This is a genomic window from Novosphingobium sp. P6W, from assembly GCF_000876675.2.
Taxonomy (GTDB): domain Bacteria; phylum Pseudomonadota; class Alphaproteobacteria; order Sphingomonadales; family Sphingomonadaceae; genus Novosphingobium.
This window is the reverse complement of sequence record NZ_CP030353.1, coordinates 2,210,696-2,227,269: the sequence shown is the minus strand read 5'-3', so window position 1 is coordinate 2,227,269 and position 16,574 is coordinate 2,210,696. Positions and strand designations below refer to the sequence as shown.

The window sequence follows — 16,574 nt, the reverse complement described above, 5'->3', positions numbered from 1 at the left end:
CCTCAACCCGAGGCCATAATGTCCTCAACGGGCTTGAAAGGGTGTGATGCGCCAGACGGTGTTGGACAAGTCATCGGCGATCAGCAACGCTCGGCGGACTGGATCATACGTCACGCCGACTGGCCGTCCTCGCGCTTTGCCATCGGGACCGATGAAGCCGGTTACAAAGTCACTGGGTTTGCCTGCGGGACGCCCGTTAGTGAAAGGAACCCACACTACCTTGTATCCGGCCAATTGGCGCCGGTTCCAGCTTCCGTGCTCACCGACGAAAGCGCCGTCGGCATAATTGCCTCCAAAGCCGCCGCCTGTCAGGAACGTCAGGCCAAGCGCGGCCACGTGAGAGCCCAGGGCATAGTCTGGCGCTATGGCTTTGCGCACCATTTCGGGCTTTTGCGGGTGGACGCGGGGGTCCACGTGGTTGCCGTAGTAACTGTAAGGCCAGCCATAGAACGCTCCCGGCTTCACGGACGTCATATAGTCAGGCACGAGGTCGGCGCCGAGTTCGTCACGCTCGTTGACGACCGCCCATACCGCTTGATTTGCGGGGTTGATCGCTAGCGCGGTCGGATTGCGAATGCCCGAGGCATACGTCCGATGGGCCCCGCTGGCGCGGTCCACTTCCCATACAACCGCGCGTTCCTCTTCCAGCGCCATGCCGCGTTCGCCGATGTTGCTGTTGGAACCGATGCCGACATAGAGGCGCGTACCGTCGGCGCTGGCGGTCAGCGACTTGGTCCAGTGATGATTGGGGTTCGCGGGCAGTTTGGTGACAACTTCGCCCGGCCCCTCGATCCGCGTCGCGCCGTCGCGATAGGGGAAGCGCAGCAGCGCGTCCTGATTGGCGACGTAGAGATCGCCTCCCACAAGAGCCAGACCATACGGCGCGTTGAGACCGCTGATCAGCACGGTGCGCAATTCGTACTTCCCATCGCCATCGCGGTCGCGCAGTAGCGTGACGCGATCGCCGCCCTTTGTCCCGCTTTTGCCGAGACTCTTGATGTAGCCGGCGATGACGTCCTTGGGACGCAACTTGGGCGCACTGCCGCCCAGCCCTTCGGAGACGAGCACGTCGCCGTTAGGAAGCACCAACATCTGACGCGGAACTTTCAGGTCCGTCGCGATCGGGGTGATCCGGAAACCTTCGGGCACACTTGGGGCGGCGCCGTTCCAACCCGCCGGCCGCGCGATTTTCATCGGCGGGAGCATTGTCTCCTTCTGCGGGGGCAGTTGCGGACGTGCGCCGGTCTGGTCAGGGTCCGGCGCCTTGTCACAAGCGGCGAGGGCGAGCGGGGCAGTCAGCGCCAGCATGGCGTATCGCAGCATGGTCATGCGCGCAGCTCCCGCGGAAAAGTGTAGCCGATCCATCCCGCAATCAGCGCCAGCAACGTGGAGATAATGGACAGAGCCAAGCCGGTGGTACCGACCGAACTCCAGCCATCATGGCTGTGCTGAAAAGCGTTCACGAGGCCGACTGCGAACAGTATTGCCAGGATCACGGCCAGCCAGCGGCTGCCGGGGCGGCGCATGGCCAGGCGCAGAAGCGCCCATGCCAAAGTCAGCCCGGTGAAGAAAACCCCGCCTGCGATTAGCCACGCTGCAAAGTTCGACCACAGCATCTCCGAACTGTTGAGGTACGTTACATCCGCCGCTAGCGCGCCGGGAAACAGCGCTACGGGGAATGCCAACAGCACGCCATGGAGAGGATGCAAGACCGTAGTGGCTCTGCGCGGAATGGCTGCTGACAAGTTTAAATCCTCCACGACCTTGAATCAGGCCATGTTTTCAAATGCGCCGAGTGACGATGGGTTGCCAGGAAACCTCACGCCCCCACATCTCCGTCGCTGGCAAGCAACCGCCGATGCCTGCATTGGACTGCGCCGGGACTGCTGGAAGCCATTTGCTTTAAGTCAGGCTGCCAGTGGTCCGCAGTCCAGCATGGCGTAGTAGCGCTGTTTAGCTTCCAACCGGGGAAATGTTGCGGATGGGCTCCAAGAGCCGCCGATCGCCAAGATGCTCGCCCATCCTGTGCATTGTGCCGCTCAGGCTCACGACGCGGGGCGATGTGGCGACGAGCATCGTCATGCTCCTTCCCGGCCCAGCACTATGGTGCGCGGCCGGCCTTGATGCGACACTGACAGCCGCACAACGGTGCCTTGTTGCAGATAACGGTGCGCCTGTTCCAGTGTGAAGATGGGCCTGCCGTTCAGATCCAGCACGCTGTCCCCGACGGGGATGCCTTTAAGCTCGGCTTCGCTGCCCGAACGGATGCTGGTGACGACCAGTCGGCCCGGCTCCCATGGGGCTGGTTCGATGGTCATGCCGGGCAGGAGCGAGCGCGCTTCGGACCGGCCCGCAAGCGAGGCGAACCACATGCGTCCGGTGTGGGAAACCGAAAACAGCATCGTTCCGGCGGGTACGAGCAGCAGCAGCAACGGTGCCAGCCGGACAAACCGGCGCTGCATCGGGGAGGGGCCGGCATACTCGCGCATCGCTTCATCCATCGCGAGAGCGGCTGTGGAGGTGCCCTTCGGCGCCTCCACAGGCAGGGCTGGGATCAGCCTGGCTTGCTGGTCTTCTTGACGGCCATTTTCGCTGTGGGCTTTGCCGCATGGTGGGCGGCCTTTTTCGTGTGATGGCTTTGGGCGGACGGGGCCTTTGCGGGCGTTGCCGCGTTGGCGGTGGTGGCACCGGTCAGTGCGAGGCCGGCGAGGAGCAGGAGCGACTTGCTATGCACGACTTCGGTTCCTTTTCGCTTGCGGGTCAGGGGATCGCCAAAGCTGGCACCCGCTGATCGCAGTTACGAAATTCGCCCGATTTGCGTGCCGATGCAATTTACGGTTTCGTCATGTTCCAGCCATCCGGCGTCTTGGCGGCCGTACTATCAAATTGAAATGACGATAAATTGTTCGGCACCATCTCGATGCCACAACATGAAGGATCGGTCATTAGAGGGCGGATTCCCGGCGCTGCGCATCAGCTTGGGGAACATCCGGCGGGATCATTCCGCCGGGTGCGTACGCCCCATGGGCTTGTTCTCAAACCATGCCGTCCACCGCTACCCGGCCGAGGCCCGGATCGTCGGTAAAGAAGGAATCGACGCCGGCCGCGATGTAGCGGCGCATCAGTTCGATGCAGGCTTTGTCCTGACGGGCGTCATCGCCGCCCGGTCCCTGGAAGTCAGTGGGGAGGAAGCGGTTTTCCGGCCTTACCGTCCAGGTCGAGACGAGCAGTCCGGCGGCCCGGGCATCGCGCACCAGCCTGCTGGGCTTACCCAGCGGCCCGGACTTGCCGGTCGCATCGCCGAACGGGATGATGCCCTGAAGTACCGGTGACACCCAGTCGGCATAAGTCTTCATCTCGGCCAGACCTGCCGGGGTGTGCATCTGGTTGTAGGTCAGTTTGCCGCCGGCGGCGGTGACATCCGGCGGGCTCATGTCCATGGGGACGGTCAGTTGCAGCAGTTGCAGCTTGGTATAGGCGCCGATGCGCGGGCGCAGCCACTTGAGGTTGGCGACCTCGAAGCTCTGGACGATCACCGGCGCGGTCGAAAGGTAGTGGCTGAGAGCTACTCGGTCGAGAAAGCGCTGTTCCTGCGGCAATCCGATGCTGGAGAAGTAGGTCGGGTGCTTGATCTCGGGGATAAGGCCGATTGTGCGGCCGCGCGCAGCGGATTCTGCCGCGACGAAATCGGTGATCTCCTCCAGCGTGAGCAACTGAAACTGCCCGTCGTAGCTCTTGCTTTCCGGGCGCATGGCGCTGAGCCGCTCTACCGCGCGCAGGGTCTTGATCTCAGCCAGAGTGAAGTCTTCTGTGAACCAGCCGGTAAGCGATTCCCCATCGATGACTTTGGTGGTGCGGCGATCGGCGAACTCGGGGTGATCGGCGACGTTGGTGGTTTCGGCGATGTTGTTTTCGTGCCGGGCGATCAGGGCGCCGTCCTTGGTGGAGACCAGATCCGGTTCGACGAAGTCGGCGCCCTGCTGGATGGCCTTGGCATAGGAAGCCAGCGTATGCTCTGGCCGCAGCGCCGAACAACCGCGGTGGCCGATGACCAGCGGCTTTTTGCGCGGGGCCACGTCATTCGCCGCCGCAAGGACCGAAGGGGCTGCGCCAAGCGCGACGCCTGCCGCTGCCGCACCGGCTCCGACGCGGACCAGTTCGCGCCGGCAGAAGGTGTTGATCGTCATATTTACATCCCTACCGAAAACGTCATGAGCCAATGGCGCTGAGCCAGCGGACAGGCCGCATGGACCGAAGAAGGTTGGCTGATAGACACCGTCGATGCACTTTTGATGTCGAAGATGTTGATGACGTTGAGCGAGAAACAGGCCGTAGTCAGGTGGAGAAGATTAACCGCGATGCGGCCGTTCAACGGCATCAGCGCCCGTTCTCATGCGGGGGCTGTGAATATCTCGTGGCCCGTTTCGGTGATGCCGATCGAATGTTCGAACTGGGCGGAAAGTGTGCGATCGCGCGTGACTGCGGTCCAGCCGTCTTCGAGGATCTTCACGCCGGGCCCGCCGATGTTCAGCATCGGCTCGACGGTAAAGAACATGCCTGGGCGCAGTTCGGGGCCAGTGCCCGCTTTGGCTGCGTGCACCACGTCCGGCGCATCGTGAAACACCCTGCCGAGCCCATGGCCGCAGAAATCGCGAACGATCCCATAGCGATACTTGGCCACGAACCGCTCGATCGCATGGCCGATATCGCCAAGCCGGTTGCCGGGTTGCGCCTGCTCGATCCCGCGCATCATCGCTTCGTAAGTCACTTCGACCAGCCGCTTCGCCTTTAGCGGAACTTCGCCCACCATATACATGCGGCTGGTATCGCCGTGCCATCCGTCCAGGATCGGGGTCACGTCGATATTGACGATATCGCCTTCCTTCAACGTTCGCTCCGAAGGGATGCCGTGGCAGACCACCTGGTTGATCGAGATACAGCAGCTATGCGTATACCCGTGATAGCCAAGCGAAGCGGGGGTGGCCCCTGCCTCCAGCGCCATGTCGTGGACCATGGCATCGAGCGCGTCGGTGCGCGCGCCGGGAACGACGTGAGGGGCGAGACGGTCCAGCATGTCGGCAGCGAGCCGCCCTGCCTTGCGCATCCCCTCGAAACCGTCCGGCCCATGCAGCTTGATGGCTTCCGTGCGTTCGATCGGCGCCAGCGCCGCGTCGATGTAGGTTGCATGCTTCATGGGTGGAAGACGTCCTCGGTTTTTAGGCATGGCCCCGGCCTGCTGCTGCAGCGGCTTCATATAAGGGCCTGCGTGGTCGGTGTTGCCGAGGGGCACATACTCGCCTAATTTGTGACAAGTAAATACGCACATAAAGGTAAGTGTCGATGTTGCAGCGCACGTCTACGCGGCTAGCCGATCGTATGGAGCGCGGCGACGTGTTCCAATCGCGTTCTCCGTCACGAGAGATAATGAAACACGTGACCAGCACCTGGGGCGTACTCGCACTTATCGCGCTGAAACCCGGTACGATCCGGTTTAACGCGCTTCGGCGTAAGTTGAACGGAGTGAGCGAACGAATGCTTGCGCAGACGCTACAGCAGCTGGAGAGCGACGGGCTGGTAAAGCGGCAAAGCTATCCGGTGGTTCCGCCGCACGTCGAATATACGCTGACCGACCTCGGCCGGGAGGCAGCGGACCGGGTAGAAGCGCTGGCGAACTGGATAGACGATCATTTACCCGTGCTGCTCGCCTATCGGGACAATCAAGACAGCCGGTGAAGGTCTGCGAACGCCGCGTGCCCCGACTAGGATCGAGCAGGCGGCGTTCGAAGTACGGCGTTCAGTCCACGACAAAAGTCGTAGTGGCGATGCTGTGCAGGACAGATACCGCGCCGAGAGTGGTGTCGAAGTTACCCTCATCCTTCAGCGACGCAGAGATGAGGTAGCGGCCCTTTTCGCGGATCGGCACAGCGACATGGCCCTGCGCGTCGGTCTTCACTGATTTTGACCACTTATCCGGCGAGATCACAGTGACCGGCGTATCCTTTACCGGTTTGCCGTCGCGGATGACTGCGAAGCGGTCGCTGCCTGCCGCCACGGGTACGATCTCCATCGGCATCAACGCGCGTGGTTCGCTACGGCCCGCGCGTGCATAATAGGCCACACCTTCCTTTTTCGTAGCCTCACCCCAGGGGGCGAACACGGTGTCGTCGTGCGCACGCACGTCACCAGCGGGAACATTCACTTCCAGATATCCGGCCTTGCGGGTGAGCGCAGCCTTGCTTGCCGGCATCAGCTTGGGCGCCTTGAGGTGATCGAACTCCGGGTCACCGCTGACGGGGAGTGCATCGGCAGGTTCGCCAAGGTAAATACGGGCCGGGCCGGAGGCGTCGCGTTCGATCCATACCTCATGGGCGCCTACTGATGGAGCGGCGAAAACGAGGAACAAGGGGGCCAGGTACCTGATGGTCATCGTGTGCTCCGCAATTTCTGAATGTGGCCGGCCTACCGGCAATATCGAAGTTCAGTTATCGCTATTAGATTGCATTAGCAAGGCGGCGTTTGCCCGATGCCTCAGAACTCGGCGCCCTCCTGTTACGGGTTCAATCCTGAGCCCCGCACCAGCCGGGTAGAAAATCGGCGTCCTTATCACAGGCAATCGACAGGGCCTTGGTCAAGGCAGCCTCGGGATTTTTGGCGAGCTTTTCCGCGCTGATCCGCCGCCGTAGGAAATCGGCCCAGAGGAATTCGGAATAGGGCGTCGGAACCTTGGCATAGCCCCCGGCACGTCGCAGCGCCCCCGCCAGCGAGCGGAACGGATCATCGCCGAGATCCGCGATGTTCTTGGGAAGGTCCTTCGCAGGCTGACGCTTGCCTTGCGCATCATAGGGATGAAGCCAGTTCCTGTTGTCCATGAATACGAGGAAAGCCTGGCGCTTGAGCACCCGCAGGTCGGCAACGATGTTTACCAGCACATGGCCTGCGCCTTCCTGGTGCAGGGCTAGGGCCAGATGGTGATGGTCGATCAGCCAATGGCGCTCGTCCGGCCCGAGCACCACCGGCAGCATGTGGCGACCTAGAAATTCGGGCCCGTCGCGTTCGCTATGGTCGCGCCAGAGCCGGCGCTTTCGTTCGACCTCGCTCATCCCCACGGTCATCTGCGTGGGGCGCAGGGCGGTGACTTCGACCGGGCGGAGGAATGGTTCGATCATCTTCATGAAGTTCCTGCTTTCAAGGGCGCTGCAAGAGCGGCTTTCACGGCATCGTCGACACTGAAATGACTTCGCTGCGCAATATCCCCGGCACCAGATTTCACCAGCAGGTCGCGCAGTTGATCGTGGAGCCGGGCGTACACGACCGCGACGCCGCGCTTCGCCATGACCTCGTCGAAATCGATGAGGGCATCTAGTGCGGTGCTGTCCATGTCGGGGCTTTCCTCAAGACTGAGGACCAGCATCGTGACCTGCGCTGCCGCCGCTGCGCTTTTCGCAATTCCAGCGAACACCCGATCGGCATTTGCGAAGAAGATGGGAACGACAGGCCGCGCGATCAGCATGTCGGGTATGGGACGGGCCTCCGGGTGGCGGCTCCAGTCGACGTAGTCGTGGCTGGTACCCAACTGGCCCAGGAAGACGATGTGCGGTGCCGCCAGTCGGCGTAGCAACGCTGCGATCGACAACGCGATTGCCAGCAGCATTCCGTCCAGCACGCCGAACGCCATCACGCCTGCGGCGGCGGCCAGCGCAACGAATTGGTCCCGGTCGAGGCGCCAAAGCCGCAGCAACGGCGCCGGGCTAAGCGCGTGAGAAAGTGCGGCGATGACTACAGCGGCAAGGACCGGCTTGGGCAGATTGGCGATCGCGGGAGCCGCGACCAGGATCATCATGGCGAGGGCGCAGGCGGCCAGAGTGGCGGTCCAGCGGCTTTGCGCACCTGCTGCCTCGGCGGCGGACCCTGCCGAAAATCCCGCTCCCACCGGCATCCCTTGCACCAGCGCGGCACCGGCGTTGGCAATGCCCAGCGACAGGAGTTCACGGTCCGGCTCTACCGTGTCGCCATGGCGCAGCGCCAAGGCGCGGATGGTCCCCCAGCTTTCGGCGAAAAGAATAAGCACCAGCGGCAGGACCAATTGCGCCAGTTGCGAGAAGGCGCGAAATGTCATGCCGGGCCATTGCGGCCATTGGAGCGCGGTATCGATCGTACCCACCACGGCAACCCCATGCGCGGAAAGAGATAGCGCCGTGGACGCAAGGATGCTGCCGGCCAGAACGCAGAATGCACCGGGAAGGGAGGGCCACCGCCTGAACAGGAACAGGGCGCCTAATGCCAGTGCGCCGGTGACGAGGCTTGAGACATGCCACTGCGGTATGGTGCGTATCAGGTTGATCGCGATGCCGGCGATGGACGAACCCTGTTCGGGCACACCAACGATTGAGGGTAGTTGCCGCAGGATGATGGTGATCGCCAGCCCGAAGGCAAAACCGCGAAGGACAGGCCGGGATACAAAGCCTGTAAGGCTACCCAGTCGTCCGGCCGCCGCGACAAGGAAGAACAGGCCTACCAGGGCGACGGCGAGTGTCGCGATCGCGGCCTTCTGCGCCGCGCTGCCGGGAAAGACTGCCAGCGTCGCGGCAAGGATGGCTGCCGAGGATGACGTGGGCGACACGATCGCAAAACGGCTTCGCCCGACGAGGGCGTAGATCAGGCATCCCGCAATCGCCGCCATCACCGCACGCTGGGGAGGGAGCCCGGCAATGCCGGCATAGGCGACGGACTCGGGAAGCATCAGCCCCGCAACCGAAAGTCCAGCGATCATGTCTCCCCGGCGCATTGCTTCTTCTAAGCCGGAATTGGCGATCTGCGAGCAAAACTTCGCATGATTTTTGCGCGGCATCCCGAAAAAAGCCCAGCGGCGCGGGCCGCTGGGCATAGAGTAGTTCAGGGAAGATGTGGTCAAGGGAGGACCAGATCCGAGCGCGGCCTAGGCGCTCAACATGAAGTAAATGAGACGTTTGGTCAGCCCATGCGAGGCGACCATCGAGGATCTCCGCCGGCAGACGCGGCGGTGTCGCCGAGATGCCATGTAACTCACCTAAGCGCGCCTTCATTGCCCTGGGGTTGTCGCAAAAAATGCCTGTCATTCGCCAAATCGACCAATGGTTCGTCGAGGAAGTCCTGCCGCATGAGCAGGTCCTGTTGGCGGCTGCTGGCAGAATGTGCGGCAACGGCGAAGATGCCCGCGATCTTGTACATGACGTTTTTGCCCGGGTGCTTTCAACCGATGGCTGGCAGGCGATCAGCGATCACCGCGGTTATATTCTACGCATGGCGCGCAACATCTTCATCGACCGGGTGCGACGTTCGAAGATCGTCGAATTCCGCCGCATCCTCGACATCGAAGACTTCGACATGCCCGATGACGCGCCCGACCAGCACCGTGTCATCGCGGGAAAGCAGATGGTGGTGGAACTGGCGCGGGCGCTGGATACGCTTCCCGAACATTTCCGCAAGGTATTCATCCGCCGGCGGATCGAAGGACAATCGCCCAGCCAGATGGCGCGGGAATTGGGGGTCAGTCTCTCAACCCTCGAGAAGCGTCTCGCGCGCGCCGTTCACCTGCTGACCGAGGCGCTGCAACCTTGCGACATTGGTCATCGTGCAAGCACAGACGAGGAGCCGCCCTTTTCCGCGCGGCAGCACCTGGCATCCCAGTCGTAAATCTATTTGCTTGTTCGCAAATTAGGGTTGGCGGGATCGCTCCCTTCGTTCGTCTTAAGGATATGGCTTTGTTTTGTGAAAGCTGCCTGTGATGCGGGCGACGGAAGAGTCTGATCTTCGCGGTAACGGCGAGGAGAGCGTCGCTGCACAGGCCGCATTCTGGCTTGCGCAGCATCAGCTCGGCACGATCGACGAGACCGAATTCCAGCGCTGGCGCAGCGCCGATGTTGCCCACGCGTTGGCGTTCTGCCGCGCGCTTGCTGTCTGGGAGAGCGCCGGACGGCATGAGGTCGCCGGCGATCTCGCGCCGTTGCAGGCTGCCTTCGTGCCAGATGCTGCAACCGCTGCGCTACCGCGCCGGCGCTTCCTCAAGGCAGCAGGCATTGCCGCTGCCGTGGGCCTGTTCGGGGCAGGCTCCTTTACCACCCGCGCTTACGCCTGGAGTACGGCCGAGACTGCGTTGGGCGAAAATCGACAGGTCAGCTTGCCCGATGGCAGCTTGGCGTGGCTCAATACTGACTCACGTCTGTCGTGGCGTTTTTCGGATACGGAGCGCACTTTTTGGATCGAAAAAGGCGAAGTGGGGCTTGTCCTGCGCAATGGCCCCGAAGCAGTGATCCGGGGTGATAAGCGCAGTCTCGTGCTGTCGCAGGGACGCTACAATGCCCGTCTGCGCAGCGAAGCGCTCGACCTGCTGGTGTTCTTCGGCAGCGCCCGAACGCAGATGCCGGGTCAGGGCGGGGGCACCGCCCGCTCGGTCTCGGCAGGACAAAGCCTGCTCGTTTCGCACAGCGATGCCATCGTGCGTAGCGCCAGCGCCGCGCAGATATCCAGCACCCTGGCGTGGCGGGACGGCGAGATCCTGTTCCAGGACATGACGCTGGGCATGGCAGTGGACGAATATAACCGCTTCCTCGCACGCAAGATCGTCATCGTCGATCGCGATCTTTCCGGCATCCCGGTCGGCGGGCGTTTCACTTCCACCGATCCCACCGCCTTCCTGCATGCGGTTTCAACCGGGCTGGGCATCCGCATCTCCCGCGCGGAATCCGCTTATCTGCTGACGCGCTGATTTTTTTCAGCCGGGTTGGCGGGAAGGCAGGTTCGGTTCGTCCTTGGAAGTGAAGGTCCTTTCAAACGTTCCCCGCCAATTTCGAGCCAACAGGGGTTTCTCCGAAAATGTCTGCCAAGTACGCCGGGGCATCGCTGATCGCGATGATCCTGATGACGCCTGCTGCCCATGCCGCAGCCCGCGAGACGACCAATGAGTACCACTTCGATATCGCGTCACAGCCGCTCGACCGCGCGCTGACCGACTTCGGGCGGTAGGCCGGGGTGCAGATATTCTTCCCCCGTTCGCCCATCGCCCAGCGCCAGGCCGCGGCGCTTCGCGGTACGATGACGCGCCGTGCCGCGCTGTCGCGCCTGATCCAGGGTTCTGGCCTGCAGGTGAAGAGCGATGACGGCAAGACGGTCGTTCTCGGCACTGCAGGACCGGAGCATGGTGGCCTGACGAACGCCGCCGACGTGCAGCCGGGCGGCGCACTACAGTTCGCTTCGGCCGAGGATGATGCGGGCGAAGACATCGTCGTCACCGGCACCGTCCCGCCCGAGGAGGAAAAGGCCCTCGAATGGAAGCGCCGCCAGATCGGCACCAACGCAGTCATGTCCGGCGAAACGATCGCGCGGCGCCCCGGCGGCAACGTCGTCGACATTCTCGCCGTGCTGCCAGGCGTCTCGGCCTATGCCGACATGGGCCTGGGCCAGGCGGCGACCGGCGAGGCGGAATTCGTCTCCATTCGCGGCGTGGATTCCAGCTATAACGCCTATACCATCAACGGCATGCGCGTGGCCCAGGGCGATCCGGCCACCCGCGCGCTCTCGCTCAAGATGATCGCGCCTTACGGCCTGCGCTCGGCCAGCGTTTCCAAGACGCCGACAGCGGCGGACTACGGCGATTCCATCGGCGGCACGGTAGACATCTCCACCCCCACCGGTTTCCAGTACGGTCCGTCGTATTTCAAGGCCACCGGCGGCGTGAATTACAACGACCGTGCGGACAAGCTGGGCTTCGGCGCGTTCGGCGGCGTCGGTCAGGTAGAGATCGGGCGCACCTTCGGCAGCAATGACAACATCGGCGTCTACGCGACCGCCTATTACGAGCGCCGCAAATCCGCCGCCGAAAGCACCGAGGCCTATCAGTACATCGGCCGGACGGCGACGGCAGCCGCCGATGACCTGACCGCGATGGGCGCCAAGTACGACCTCTACGACAGCGATATCGAACGCTACGGCGGCAACTTCTCGCTCGATTTCAAGGGTGACAAGGTCAACGCCTTCCTGCGCGGATCATACGGCCATTATCAGGTGTCCTCGATCGATACCCAGCATAGCGTCACTTCGGGCATTCTGCAGCAGATCGGGGCCGCGCCTTATTACGACACCGCCGGCAACTACACGCCTTACGGCACGCTGGCGGGCAGTTACTTCCAGGCGCGAGACCAGGTTTCGCAGTTGGGGACGATCCAGGCCGGCGCCGATTATGAAATGACCGACAAGCTGACCGTCTCCGCCCGCGCATCCTACGGCTATAGCGAGCAGCGCCGCCCGAACTATGTCGAGGGCAGCATGTACAGCAATCTCGGCCTGATCGTGGACAGTACCGGCGCCCCGATTGGCGGCGTGACGATCGACACTTCGAACCCTACGAACATCGGCCTTACCTTCGCCGATCCGGCCTACAAGGATGCGATCCTCAGCGCCGATTCCATCAACGTATGGAAATTCCAGGCGCGCGACGTGAAGTCGAACGACAGGCGCTACGCCTTCAAGCTCGACATGGATTACGCGGCGGACGGCCTCGTCAAGCATATGAAGTGGGGCGTCGACCTCAACCGTTCGAAGCGCTTCCAGTACGACCGGGGCCTTCTGGGCAACAACGGCGACAACTTCGTGATCGAGAACGCCGACGGCAGCCGGCCGGATTCCACCGCCGCGCAGGGCCCCACCGCCGCCTCGCTCGCTGGGCGCAATCTAAACTTCATGGGCGGTAACTACGCCAATTTCCGCATCTATGACCGCGCCTACTTCGAAAACGCGATCCTGCCTTATGCCTATACCGACCAGTTCACGTCGGACGGCACCCCCAATCCGGGGTACTACACCGTCAACGATTACAACCGGAACACCGTCTACGGCACCGAGACGGTGCTGGCAGGCTATGTGCAGGCCGAGGCCGAGCTGGGCCCAGTCCAAGTGGTGGCCGGCGTGCGCTACGAACATACCGATTTCAGCGCGCGGCACTGGGTCGTCGTGACCGACAGCGGCGGCGCTTCCGCCGACGACACCGGCCGCTTCACCAGGGACGGCAATACCTACGACCAGTTCCTGCTGAACCTCAACCTTGCCTGGCGCCCCAACGAACGTCTTGTCGTGCGCGCCGCTGCCCGTCGCAGCTTCGCGCGCCCCGCCTTCGCGCTGATCGCCGGGCCTGAGACCTACAGCTACAACGACCTCACCGGCGACCTGGCCTTCGTCAACCGCTCCAACCCCAATCTCAAGCCGACCGAGGCGACCAACCTCGACGCCGGGATCGAGTGGTATCCCGATCATAGCGCGGTGATCGAGGCGGCAGGATTCTACAAGCACCTCACCAACTTCGTCTTCACCGCCAGCGCCACCGGCAGTTCGCCGGCTGCAGGCTCGGGCGAAGTGGCCGAAGACGGGGTAACCTATACGATGCCGCTCAACGGCAACGGCGCGGACCTCTAAGGCGTCGAATTCCACGCTCGCAAGCAGTTCTTCGAGCTGGGTAGCTTCCTTGGCGGCTTCGGCGTGGAAGGCTCGCTCACTTTGCAGGATAGCAAGGCGGACAGCGGCCTTGCAGGACGCAGCAAGACGCAGCTGCCGCGCGCGCCGGGCCTTATCTACAACGCAGAGCTGTTCTACGAACGCCCGGCGTTCTCGGCCCGACTGGCGTGGCAATATGTCGGCCGCCAGCTGCTCAGCCTGAACGACCAGCTGGATACCTACCTCCAGCCCAATCGCCAGCTGAACTTCAACACCACCTACCGCTTCGGCAAGTGGTCGCTTTCCGGGCAGGTCCAGAACATCCTCAACAAGGAAAGCTTCTACAAGACCATCGGCAAGAGCACCCGCTATCTGGGCACGCAGGACGGCGGCGGCAACGGCTCCTATGTGGAGACCGGACGCTTCTTCAAGCTGACCGGTTCGTTCGAATGGTGATGAAGGGTCTTTGGGTTCCCGGTCTGCTCCTCCTCGGCATGGCGGGTCCCGCCCTTGCCGGGGAAGAGGGCGCGGACAGCACCCTGCGGCTGGATCAGGTGCAACAGATCGGATCGCACAACAGCTACCGGCCGCTGCCGTCGCCCGCTGCGCAGACCCGCATCGAAACGCTGGCGGCCGATCATGCAGAGGAACTGGCCTATGGTCACCCTCCGCTGGAGGCGCAGCTGGCGCTGGGCATCCGGCAGATCGAACTCGACGTCGCGGCGGACCCTACCGGGGGGCTTTATGCGGCGCCCTATCATCTTTCGTCGGAGCCGATCCGCAAGGCGATGATGGCGCCCGGCGCGAAAGTTCTGCATTTCCCGCAAATTGAGACCGAAAGCCACTGCCTGACCTTTCGGGTGTGCCTGAGGCGGCTGCGCCAGTGGTCGGACGGGCACCCCGGCCATGCGCCGGTAACGGTGCTGGTGAACGCCAGCGACTTCCCGCCGATCGCCGGTTTCTGGGCGTATGACGCGAAGTTCGACGCCGCCGCACTGGATGCGCTCGATGCAGATATCCGCGAGATCATGGGCGCAGACCGCCTGATTGTTCCCGACGACGTACGCGGCAAGCATGCCAGCCTTCGTGAAGCGGTGCTGGCTCATGCATGGCCGCGTATCAAGGATGTTAAGGGCCGCTTCCTTTTCGTGCTGGACGGGAATGAACGTCACGAAGCGATCTACCGCGAAGGCAATCCTTCCCTGCGCGGACGAATGATGTTCGGTTTCTACGACGAGGGCGAACCCGAAGCGGCGGTGTTCAACATCCAGGACCCGCGCGGCGCCGAAGAACAACGCATCCGCCGCCTCGTCAAGCTGGGCTTCCTGGTGCGCACCCGCGCCGACGCCGACACCCATGAGGCCCGCGCGAAGGATCACACCCGGCTCGGCGCGGCGCTGGCCTCAGGCGCGCAGTTCATTTCCACCGACTACTACGACGGCGTGCCCGATCCGCTTGGGCTGGGCTTTCGCCAGTCCATCGCGGGCAAACTGCGCCGCTGCGATCCGCTTACCGCCACTTGTCCGCCCCGGAACTGACGAGAAGAGAACGCCCATGCCCAAGATCCTGACCATCGCGCTGGGCGCCGCCTCCTTCGCGGCGCTATTCTGGATGACCTCGATGCCGATCACGGCGAAAGCGGCCCCGGCGGCGGCGCTCGCCAGTGACGAGGTCGTCATGAGCGGAACCTTCTCCGACAAGGACGCGGGTCGCTATCTGGAACTGCCGTTCGAGGTTCCCGCTGGAGTCACCAAAATGAGCGTCGACGTCGACTGGGAAGGGCGGGGCAAGGGCGTCTACCTCGTCCTGGGCCTCTACGATCCTGAGCGTTCGCGCGGCTGGGGCGGCCTTGGCAAGCCCAGCTTCGTCGTGGCGGAAGGCTTTGCCACGCCCTCCTACCAGCAGGGCCCGCTGGTCCCCGGCACGTGGAAGCTGAGCATCGCCGTCGCCAGCATCCGTCCCGGAATGACTGCGCCTTACACGGTGAAGGTCCACTTCGATCGCGGCGCGGCAGCGCAGGAGATCACCTTAGGCGCGGTAAAACAGGGCGCAGGCTGGTATCGCGGCGATTTTCACACCCACACCGGCCACAGCGACGGCCAGTGCATGACCCGAAGCGGCGCCAAGCCTGTGCCGTGCCCGGTATACTTCACGCTCAAGGCGGCAGCGGACAACCACCTCGATTTCGTTTCGGTAACAGACCACAACGTCACCTCCCACATAAGTGAACTGAACGAACTGGCCCCCTGGTTCGATGGCCTGCTGGTCATTCCGGGCCGCGAGATGACGACGCAGTTCGGTCATTCAAACTTCATCGGCCTTGCCGATTTCGCCGAGTTCCGTGTGGGCATGCCGCCCGTCACCGATATCAACACGATGTTCGACCAGGCGCGCGGCACCGGCGCCCTCATCTCGATAAACCACCCGGCAATCCCCACTGACGAGAACTGCATAGGCTGCGGGTGGTCCGCGCCCGGCACGGACTTTTCCAAGGTCAACGCGATCGAAGTCGCCAACGGCGGCCGCGCGGCGGAACACGGCGGTGCCTTCGATGACGGCAAGGGATCGGGCACAGCGTGGTGGGAAGCGCTGCTCGACAAGGGCTTCCACCTGACCGCGATCGGCGGCAGCGACAACCATGACGCGATCGACGGAAATGCGAAAACCTCACCAGTAGGCGCGCAGGCCCCGGTCGGCACCCCGGCCACGGTCGTCTACGCCAGCGACCTTTCCCAGGCAGCTATCCTTGCAGGCGTGCGTTCGGGCCGGGTCTTAATCGATACCGAGGGCTCCCACCCCGATCGTATGCTGGATATTGCGGCGAACCTTCCCGGCCAACCCGCAGTGGTTATGGGAGGCACCCTGCAGCGCACGAAGCGCGGCCCCATCAAGGTCGCAGTTCACGTGAAGGGCATGGCGCAGCACAAGGTTGATCTTATCGTCGACGGCCAGCCTCTGGATAAACTGCCCCAGGGCGGCCGCCTTGCTTCGGCCGACGAGACCGTCACCGTCACGCTCCCTGGCCGAGCTGCGGTCCACTGGATTCGCGCGGACGTTCGCGCCGAAGGCGGGCGGCGCGTTCTGATCGGCAACCCGATCTACGTAAAATGAGC

The 16,574-nt window shown here is 63.1% G+C and carries 18 protein-coding genes; 8 read left to right on the top strand and 10 right to left on the bottom strand.

All coding sequences use genetic code 11. From position 1 onward, the window contains the following. Positions 1 to 24: 24 nt before the first annotated feature. From TQ38_RS25695 to map, 7 genes are all read right to left on the bottom strand, one after another. Positions 25 to 1,323, bottom strand: a complete 1,299-nt coding sequence (locus TQ38_RS25695) for a sorbosone dehydrogenase family protein (RefSeq protein ID WP_043978165.1) — start codon at positions 1,321 to 1,323, stop codon at positions 25 to 27. Positions 1,324 to 1,325: 2 nt separating this feature from the next. Further along, the gene (locus TQ38_RS25690) at positions 1,326 to 1,745 is read right to left on the bottom strand and encodes a DUF2231 domain-containing protein (RefSeq protein WP_240198105.1); all 420 of its coding nucleotides are present in this window, start codon (positions 1,743 to 1,745) and stop codon (positions 1,326 to 1,328) included. A gap of 333 nt (positions 1,746 to 2,078) precedes the next feature. Further along, positions 2,079 to 2,489: a PDZ domain-containing protein gene (locus tag TQ38_RS25685; RefSeq protein ID WP_162792392.1), complete on the bottom strand. Its 411-nt coding sequence runs from the start codon at positions 2,487 to 2,489 to the stop codon at positions 2,079 to 2,081. Between the two features lie 65 nt (positions 2,490 to 2,554). Beyond that, positions 2,555 to 2,734: a hypothetical protein gene (locus TQ38_RS25680; protein ID WP_043978115.1), complete on the bottom strand. Its 180-nt coding sequence runs from the start codon at positions 2,732 to 2,734 to the stop codon at positions 2,555 to 2,557. 301 nt (positions 2,735 to 3,035) lie between these two features. Next, entirely contained in the window at positions 3,036 to 4,187 is a 1,152-nt protein-coding gene (locus tag TQ38_RS25675) for a glycerophosphodiester phosphodiesterase (RefSeq protein ID WP_043978113.1), read from the bottom strand. Between the two features lie 2 nt (positions 4,188 to 4,189). Further along, on the bottom strand, positions 4,190 to 4,378 hold the full coding sequence (locus TQ38_RS25670; protein ID WP_043978112.1) for a hypothetical protein: 189 nt from the start codon (positions 4,376 to 4,378) through the stop codon (positions 4,190 to 4,192). 12 nt (positions 4,379 to 4,390) lie between these two features. Then, a complete protein-coding gene (gene map, locus TQ38_RS25665) occupies positions 4,391 to 5,194 on the bottom strand; it encodes a type I methionyl aminopeptidase (protein ID WP_043978110.1) in 804 nt (267 codons plus the stop codon). A 230-nt stretch (positions 5,195 to 5,424) separates the two neighbouring features. Between map and TQ38_RS25660 the strand changes: the two genes are divergently transcribed. Next, positions 5,425 to 5,733 (top strand): helix-turn-helix domain-containing protein, encoded by a 309-nt coding sequence (locus TQ38_RS25660; RefSeq protein ID WP_255417988.1) that lies wholly within the window; start codon positions 5,425 to 5,427, stop codon positions 5,731 to 5,733. Positions 5,734 to 5,794: 61 nt separating this feature from the next. Here the strand turns inward: TQ38_RS25660 and TQ38_RS25655 are convergent, their stop codons facing one another. From TQ38_RS25655 to TQ38_RS25645, 3 genes are all read right to left on the bottom strand, one after another. Then, the gene (locus TQ38_RS25655) at positions 5,795 to 6,427 is read right to left on the bottom strand and encodes a DUF4198 domain-containing protein (RefSeq protein ID WP_043978105.1); all 633 of its coding nucleotides are present in this window, start codon (positions 6,425 to 6,427) and stop codon (positions 5,795 to 5,797) included. Between the two features lie 130 nt (positions 6,428 to 6,557). Continuing rightward, the gene (locus tag TQ38_RS25650) at positions 6,558 to 7,172 is read right to left on the bottom strand and encodes a ParB-like protein (protein WP_043978102.1); all 615 of its coding nucleotides are present in this window, start codon (positions 7,170 to 7,172) and stop codon (positions 6,558 to 6,560) included. Then, on the bottom strand, positions 7,169 to 8,770 hold the full coding sequence (locus tag TQ38_RS25645) for a SulP family inorganic anion transporter (protein WP_240198104.1): 1,602 nt from the start codon (positions 8,768 to 8,770) through the stop codon (positions 7,169 to 7,171). Before TQ38_RS25645 ends, TQ38_RS25650 begins: the two co-directional genes overlap by 4 nt. Before the next feature lie 314 nt (positions 8,771 to 9,084). On the opposite strand from TQ38_RS25645, the gene TQ38_RS25640 reads away from it, so the two are divergent. The 7 genes from TQ38_RS25640 (at position 9,085) to TQ38_RS25615 (ending at position 16,572) form a co-directional block, all read left to right on the top strand. Next, positions 9,085 to 9,672 (top strand): RNA polymerase sigma factor, encoded by a 588-nt coding sequence (locus TQ38_RS25640; protein ID WP_052505894.1) that lies wholly within the window; start codon positions 9,085 to 9,087, stop codon positions 9,670 to 9,672. Between the two features lie 91 nt (positions 9,673 to 9,763). Beyond that, positions 9,764 to 10,744: a FecR domain-containing protein gene (locus TQ38_RS25635; RefSeq protein ID WP_043978099.1), complete on the top strand. Its 981-nt coding sequence runs from the start codon at positions 9,764 to 9,766 to the stop codon at positions 10,742 to 10,744. A 107-nt stretch (positions 10,745 to 10,851) separates the two neighbouring features. Continuing rightward, complete coding sequence (locus tag TQ38_RS30185) at positions 10,852 to 11,001, top strand: hypothetical protein (RefSeq protein WP_162792391.1); 150 nt, start codon at positions 10,852 to 10,854, stop codon at positions 10,999 to 11,001. Between the two features lie 6 nt (positions 11,002 to 11,007). Beyond that, a complete protein-coding gene (locus TQ38_RS25630) occupies positions 11,008 to 13,443 on the top strand; it encodes a TonB-dependent receptor (protein WP_043978096.1) in 2,436 nt (811 codons plus the stop codon). Between the two features lie 63 nt (positions 13,444 to 13,506). Then, positions 13,507 to 13,917, top strand: coding sequence for a hypothetical protein (locus TQ38_RS25625; protein WP_162792390.1), 411 nt, complete (start codon positions 13,507 to 13,509; stop codon positions 13,915 to 13,917). Next, the gene (locus tag TQ38_RS25620; RefSeq protein WP_240198103.1) at positions 13,917 to 14,999 is read left to right on the top strand and encodes a Ca2+-dependent phosphoinositide-specific phospholipase C; all 1,083 of its coding nucleotides are present in this window, start codon (positions 13,917 to 13,919) and stop codon (positions 14,997 to 14,999) included. The genes TQ38_RS25625 and TQ38_RS25620 overlap by 1 nt, the downstream gene beginning before the upstream one ends. Before the next feature lie 16 nt (positions 15,000 to 15,015). Next, a complete protein-coding gene (locus tag TQ38_RS25615) occupies positions 15,016 to 16,572 on the top strand; it encodes a CehA/McbA family metallohydrolase (protein ID WP_082057852.1) in 1,557 nt (518 codons plus the stop codon). The last annotated feature ends 2 nt before the right edge of the window (positions 16,573 to 16,574 follow it).

Bases quoted from the DNA above. Each gene is read 5' to 3' on its own strand.
- map (WP_043978110.1), bottom strand. From the start codon at position 5,194: ATGAAGCATGCAACCTACATCGACGCGGCGCTGGCGCCGATCGAACGC.
- TQ38_RS30185 (WP_162792391.1), top strand. From the start codon at position 10,852: ATGTCTGCCAAGTACGCCGGGGCATCGCTGATCGCGATGATCCTGATG.
- TQ38_RS25655 (WP_043978105.1), bottom strand. From the start codon at position 6,427: ATGACCATCAGGTACCTGGCCCCCTTGTTCCTCGTTTTCGCCGCTCCA.
- TQ38_RS25670 (WP_043978112.1), bottom strand. From the start codon at position 4,378: ATGCCGTTGAACGGCCGCATCGCGGTTAATCTTCTCCACCTGACTACG.
- TQ38_RS25640 (WP_052505894.1), top strand. From the start codon at position 9,085: ATGCCTGTCATTCGCCAAATCGACCAATGGTTCGTCGAGGAAGTCCTG.
- TQ38_RS25675 (WP_043978113.1), bottom strand. From the start codon at position 4,187: ATGACGATCAACACCTTCTGCCGGCGCGAACTGGTCCGCGTCGGAGCC.
- TQ38_RS25685 (WP_162792392.1), bottom strand. From the start codon at position 2,489: ATGCGCGAGTATGCCGGCCCCTCCCCGATGCAGCGCCGGTTTGTCCGG.
- TQ38_RS25615 (WP_082057852.1), top strand. From the start codon at position 15,016: ATGCCCAAGATCCTGACCATCGCGCTGGGCGCCGCCTCCTTCGCGGCG.
- TQ38_RS25650 (WP_043978102.1), bottom strand. From the start codon at position 7,172: ATGAAGATGATCGAACCATTCCTCCGCCCGGTCGAAGTCACCGCCCTG.
- TQ38_RS25645 (WP_240198104.1), bottom strand. From the start codon at position 8,770: ATGATCGCTGGACTTTCGGTTGCGGGGCTGATGCTTCCCGAGTCCGTC.
- TQ38_RS25695 (WP_043978165.1), bottom strand. From the start codon at position 1,323: ATGCTGCGATACGCCATGCTGGCGCTGACTGCCCCGCTCGCCCTCGCC.
- TQ38_RS25635 (WP_043978099.1), top strand. From the start codon at position 9,764: ATGCGGGCGACGGAAGAGTCTGATCTTCGCGGTAACGGCGAGGAGAGC.
- TQ38_RS25620 (WP_240198103.1), top strand. From the start codon at position 13,917: ATGAAGGGTCTTTGGGTTCCCGGTCTGCTCCTCCTCGGCATGGCGGGT.
- TQ38_RS25660 (WP_255417988.1), top strand. From the start codon at position 5,425: ATGAAACACGTGACCAGCACCTGGGGCGTACTCGCACTTATCGCGCTG.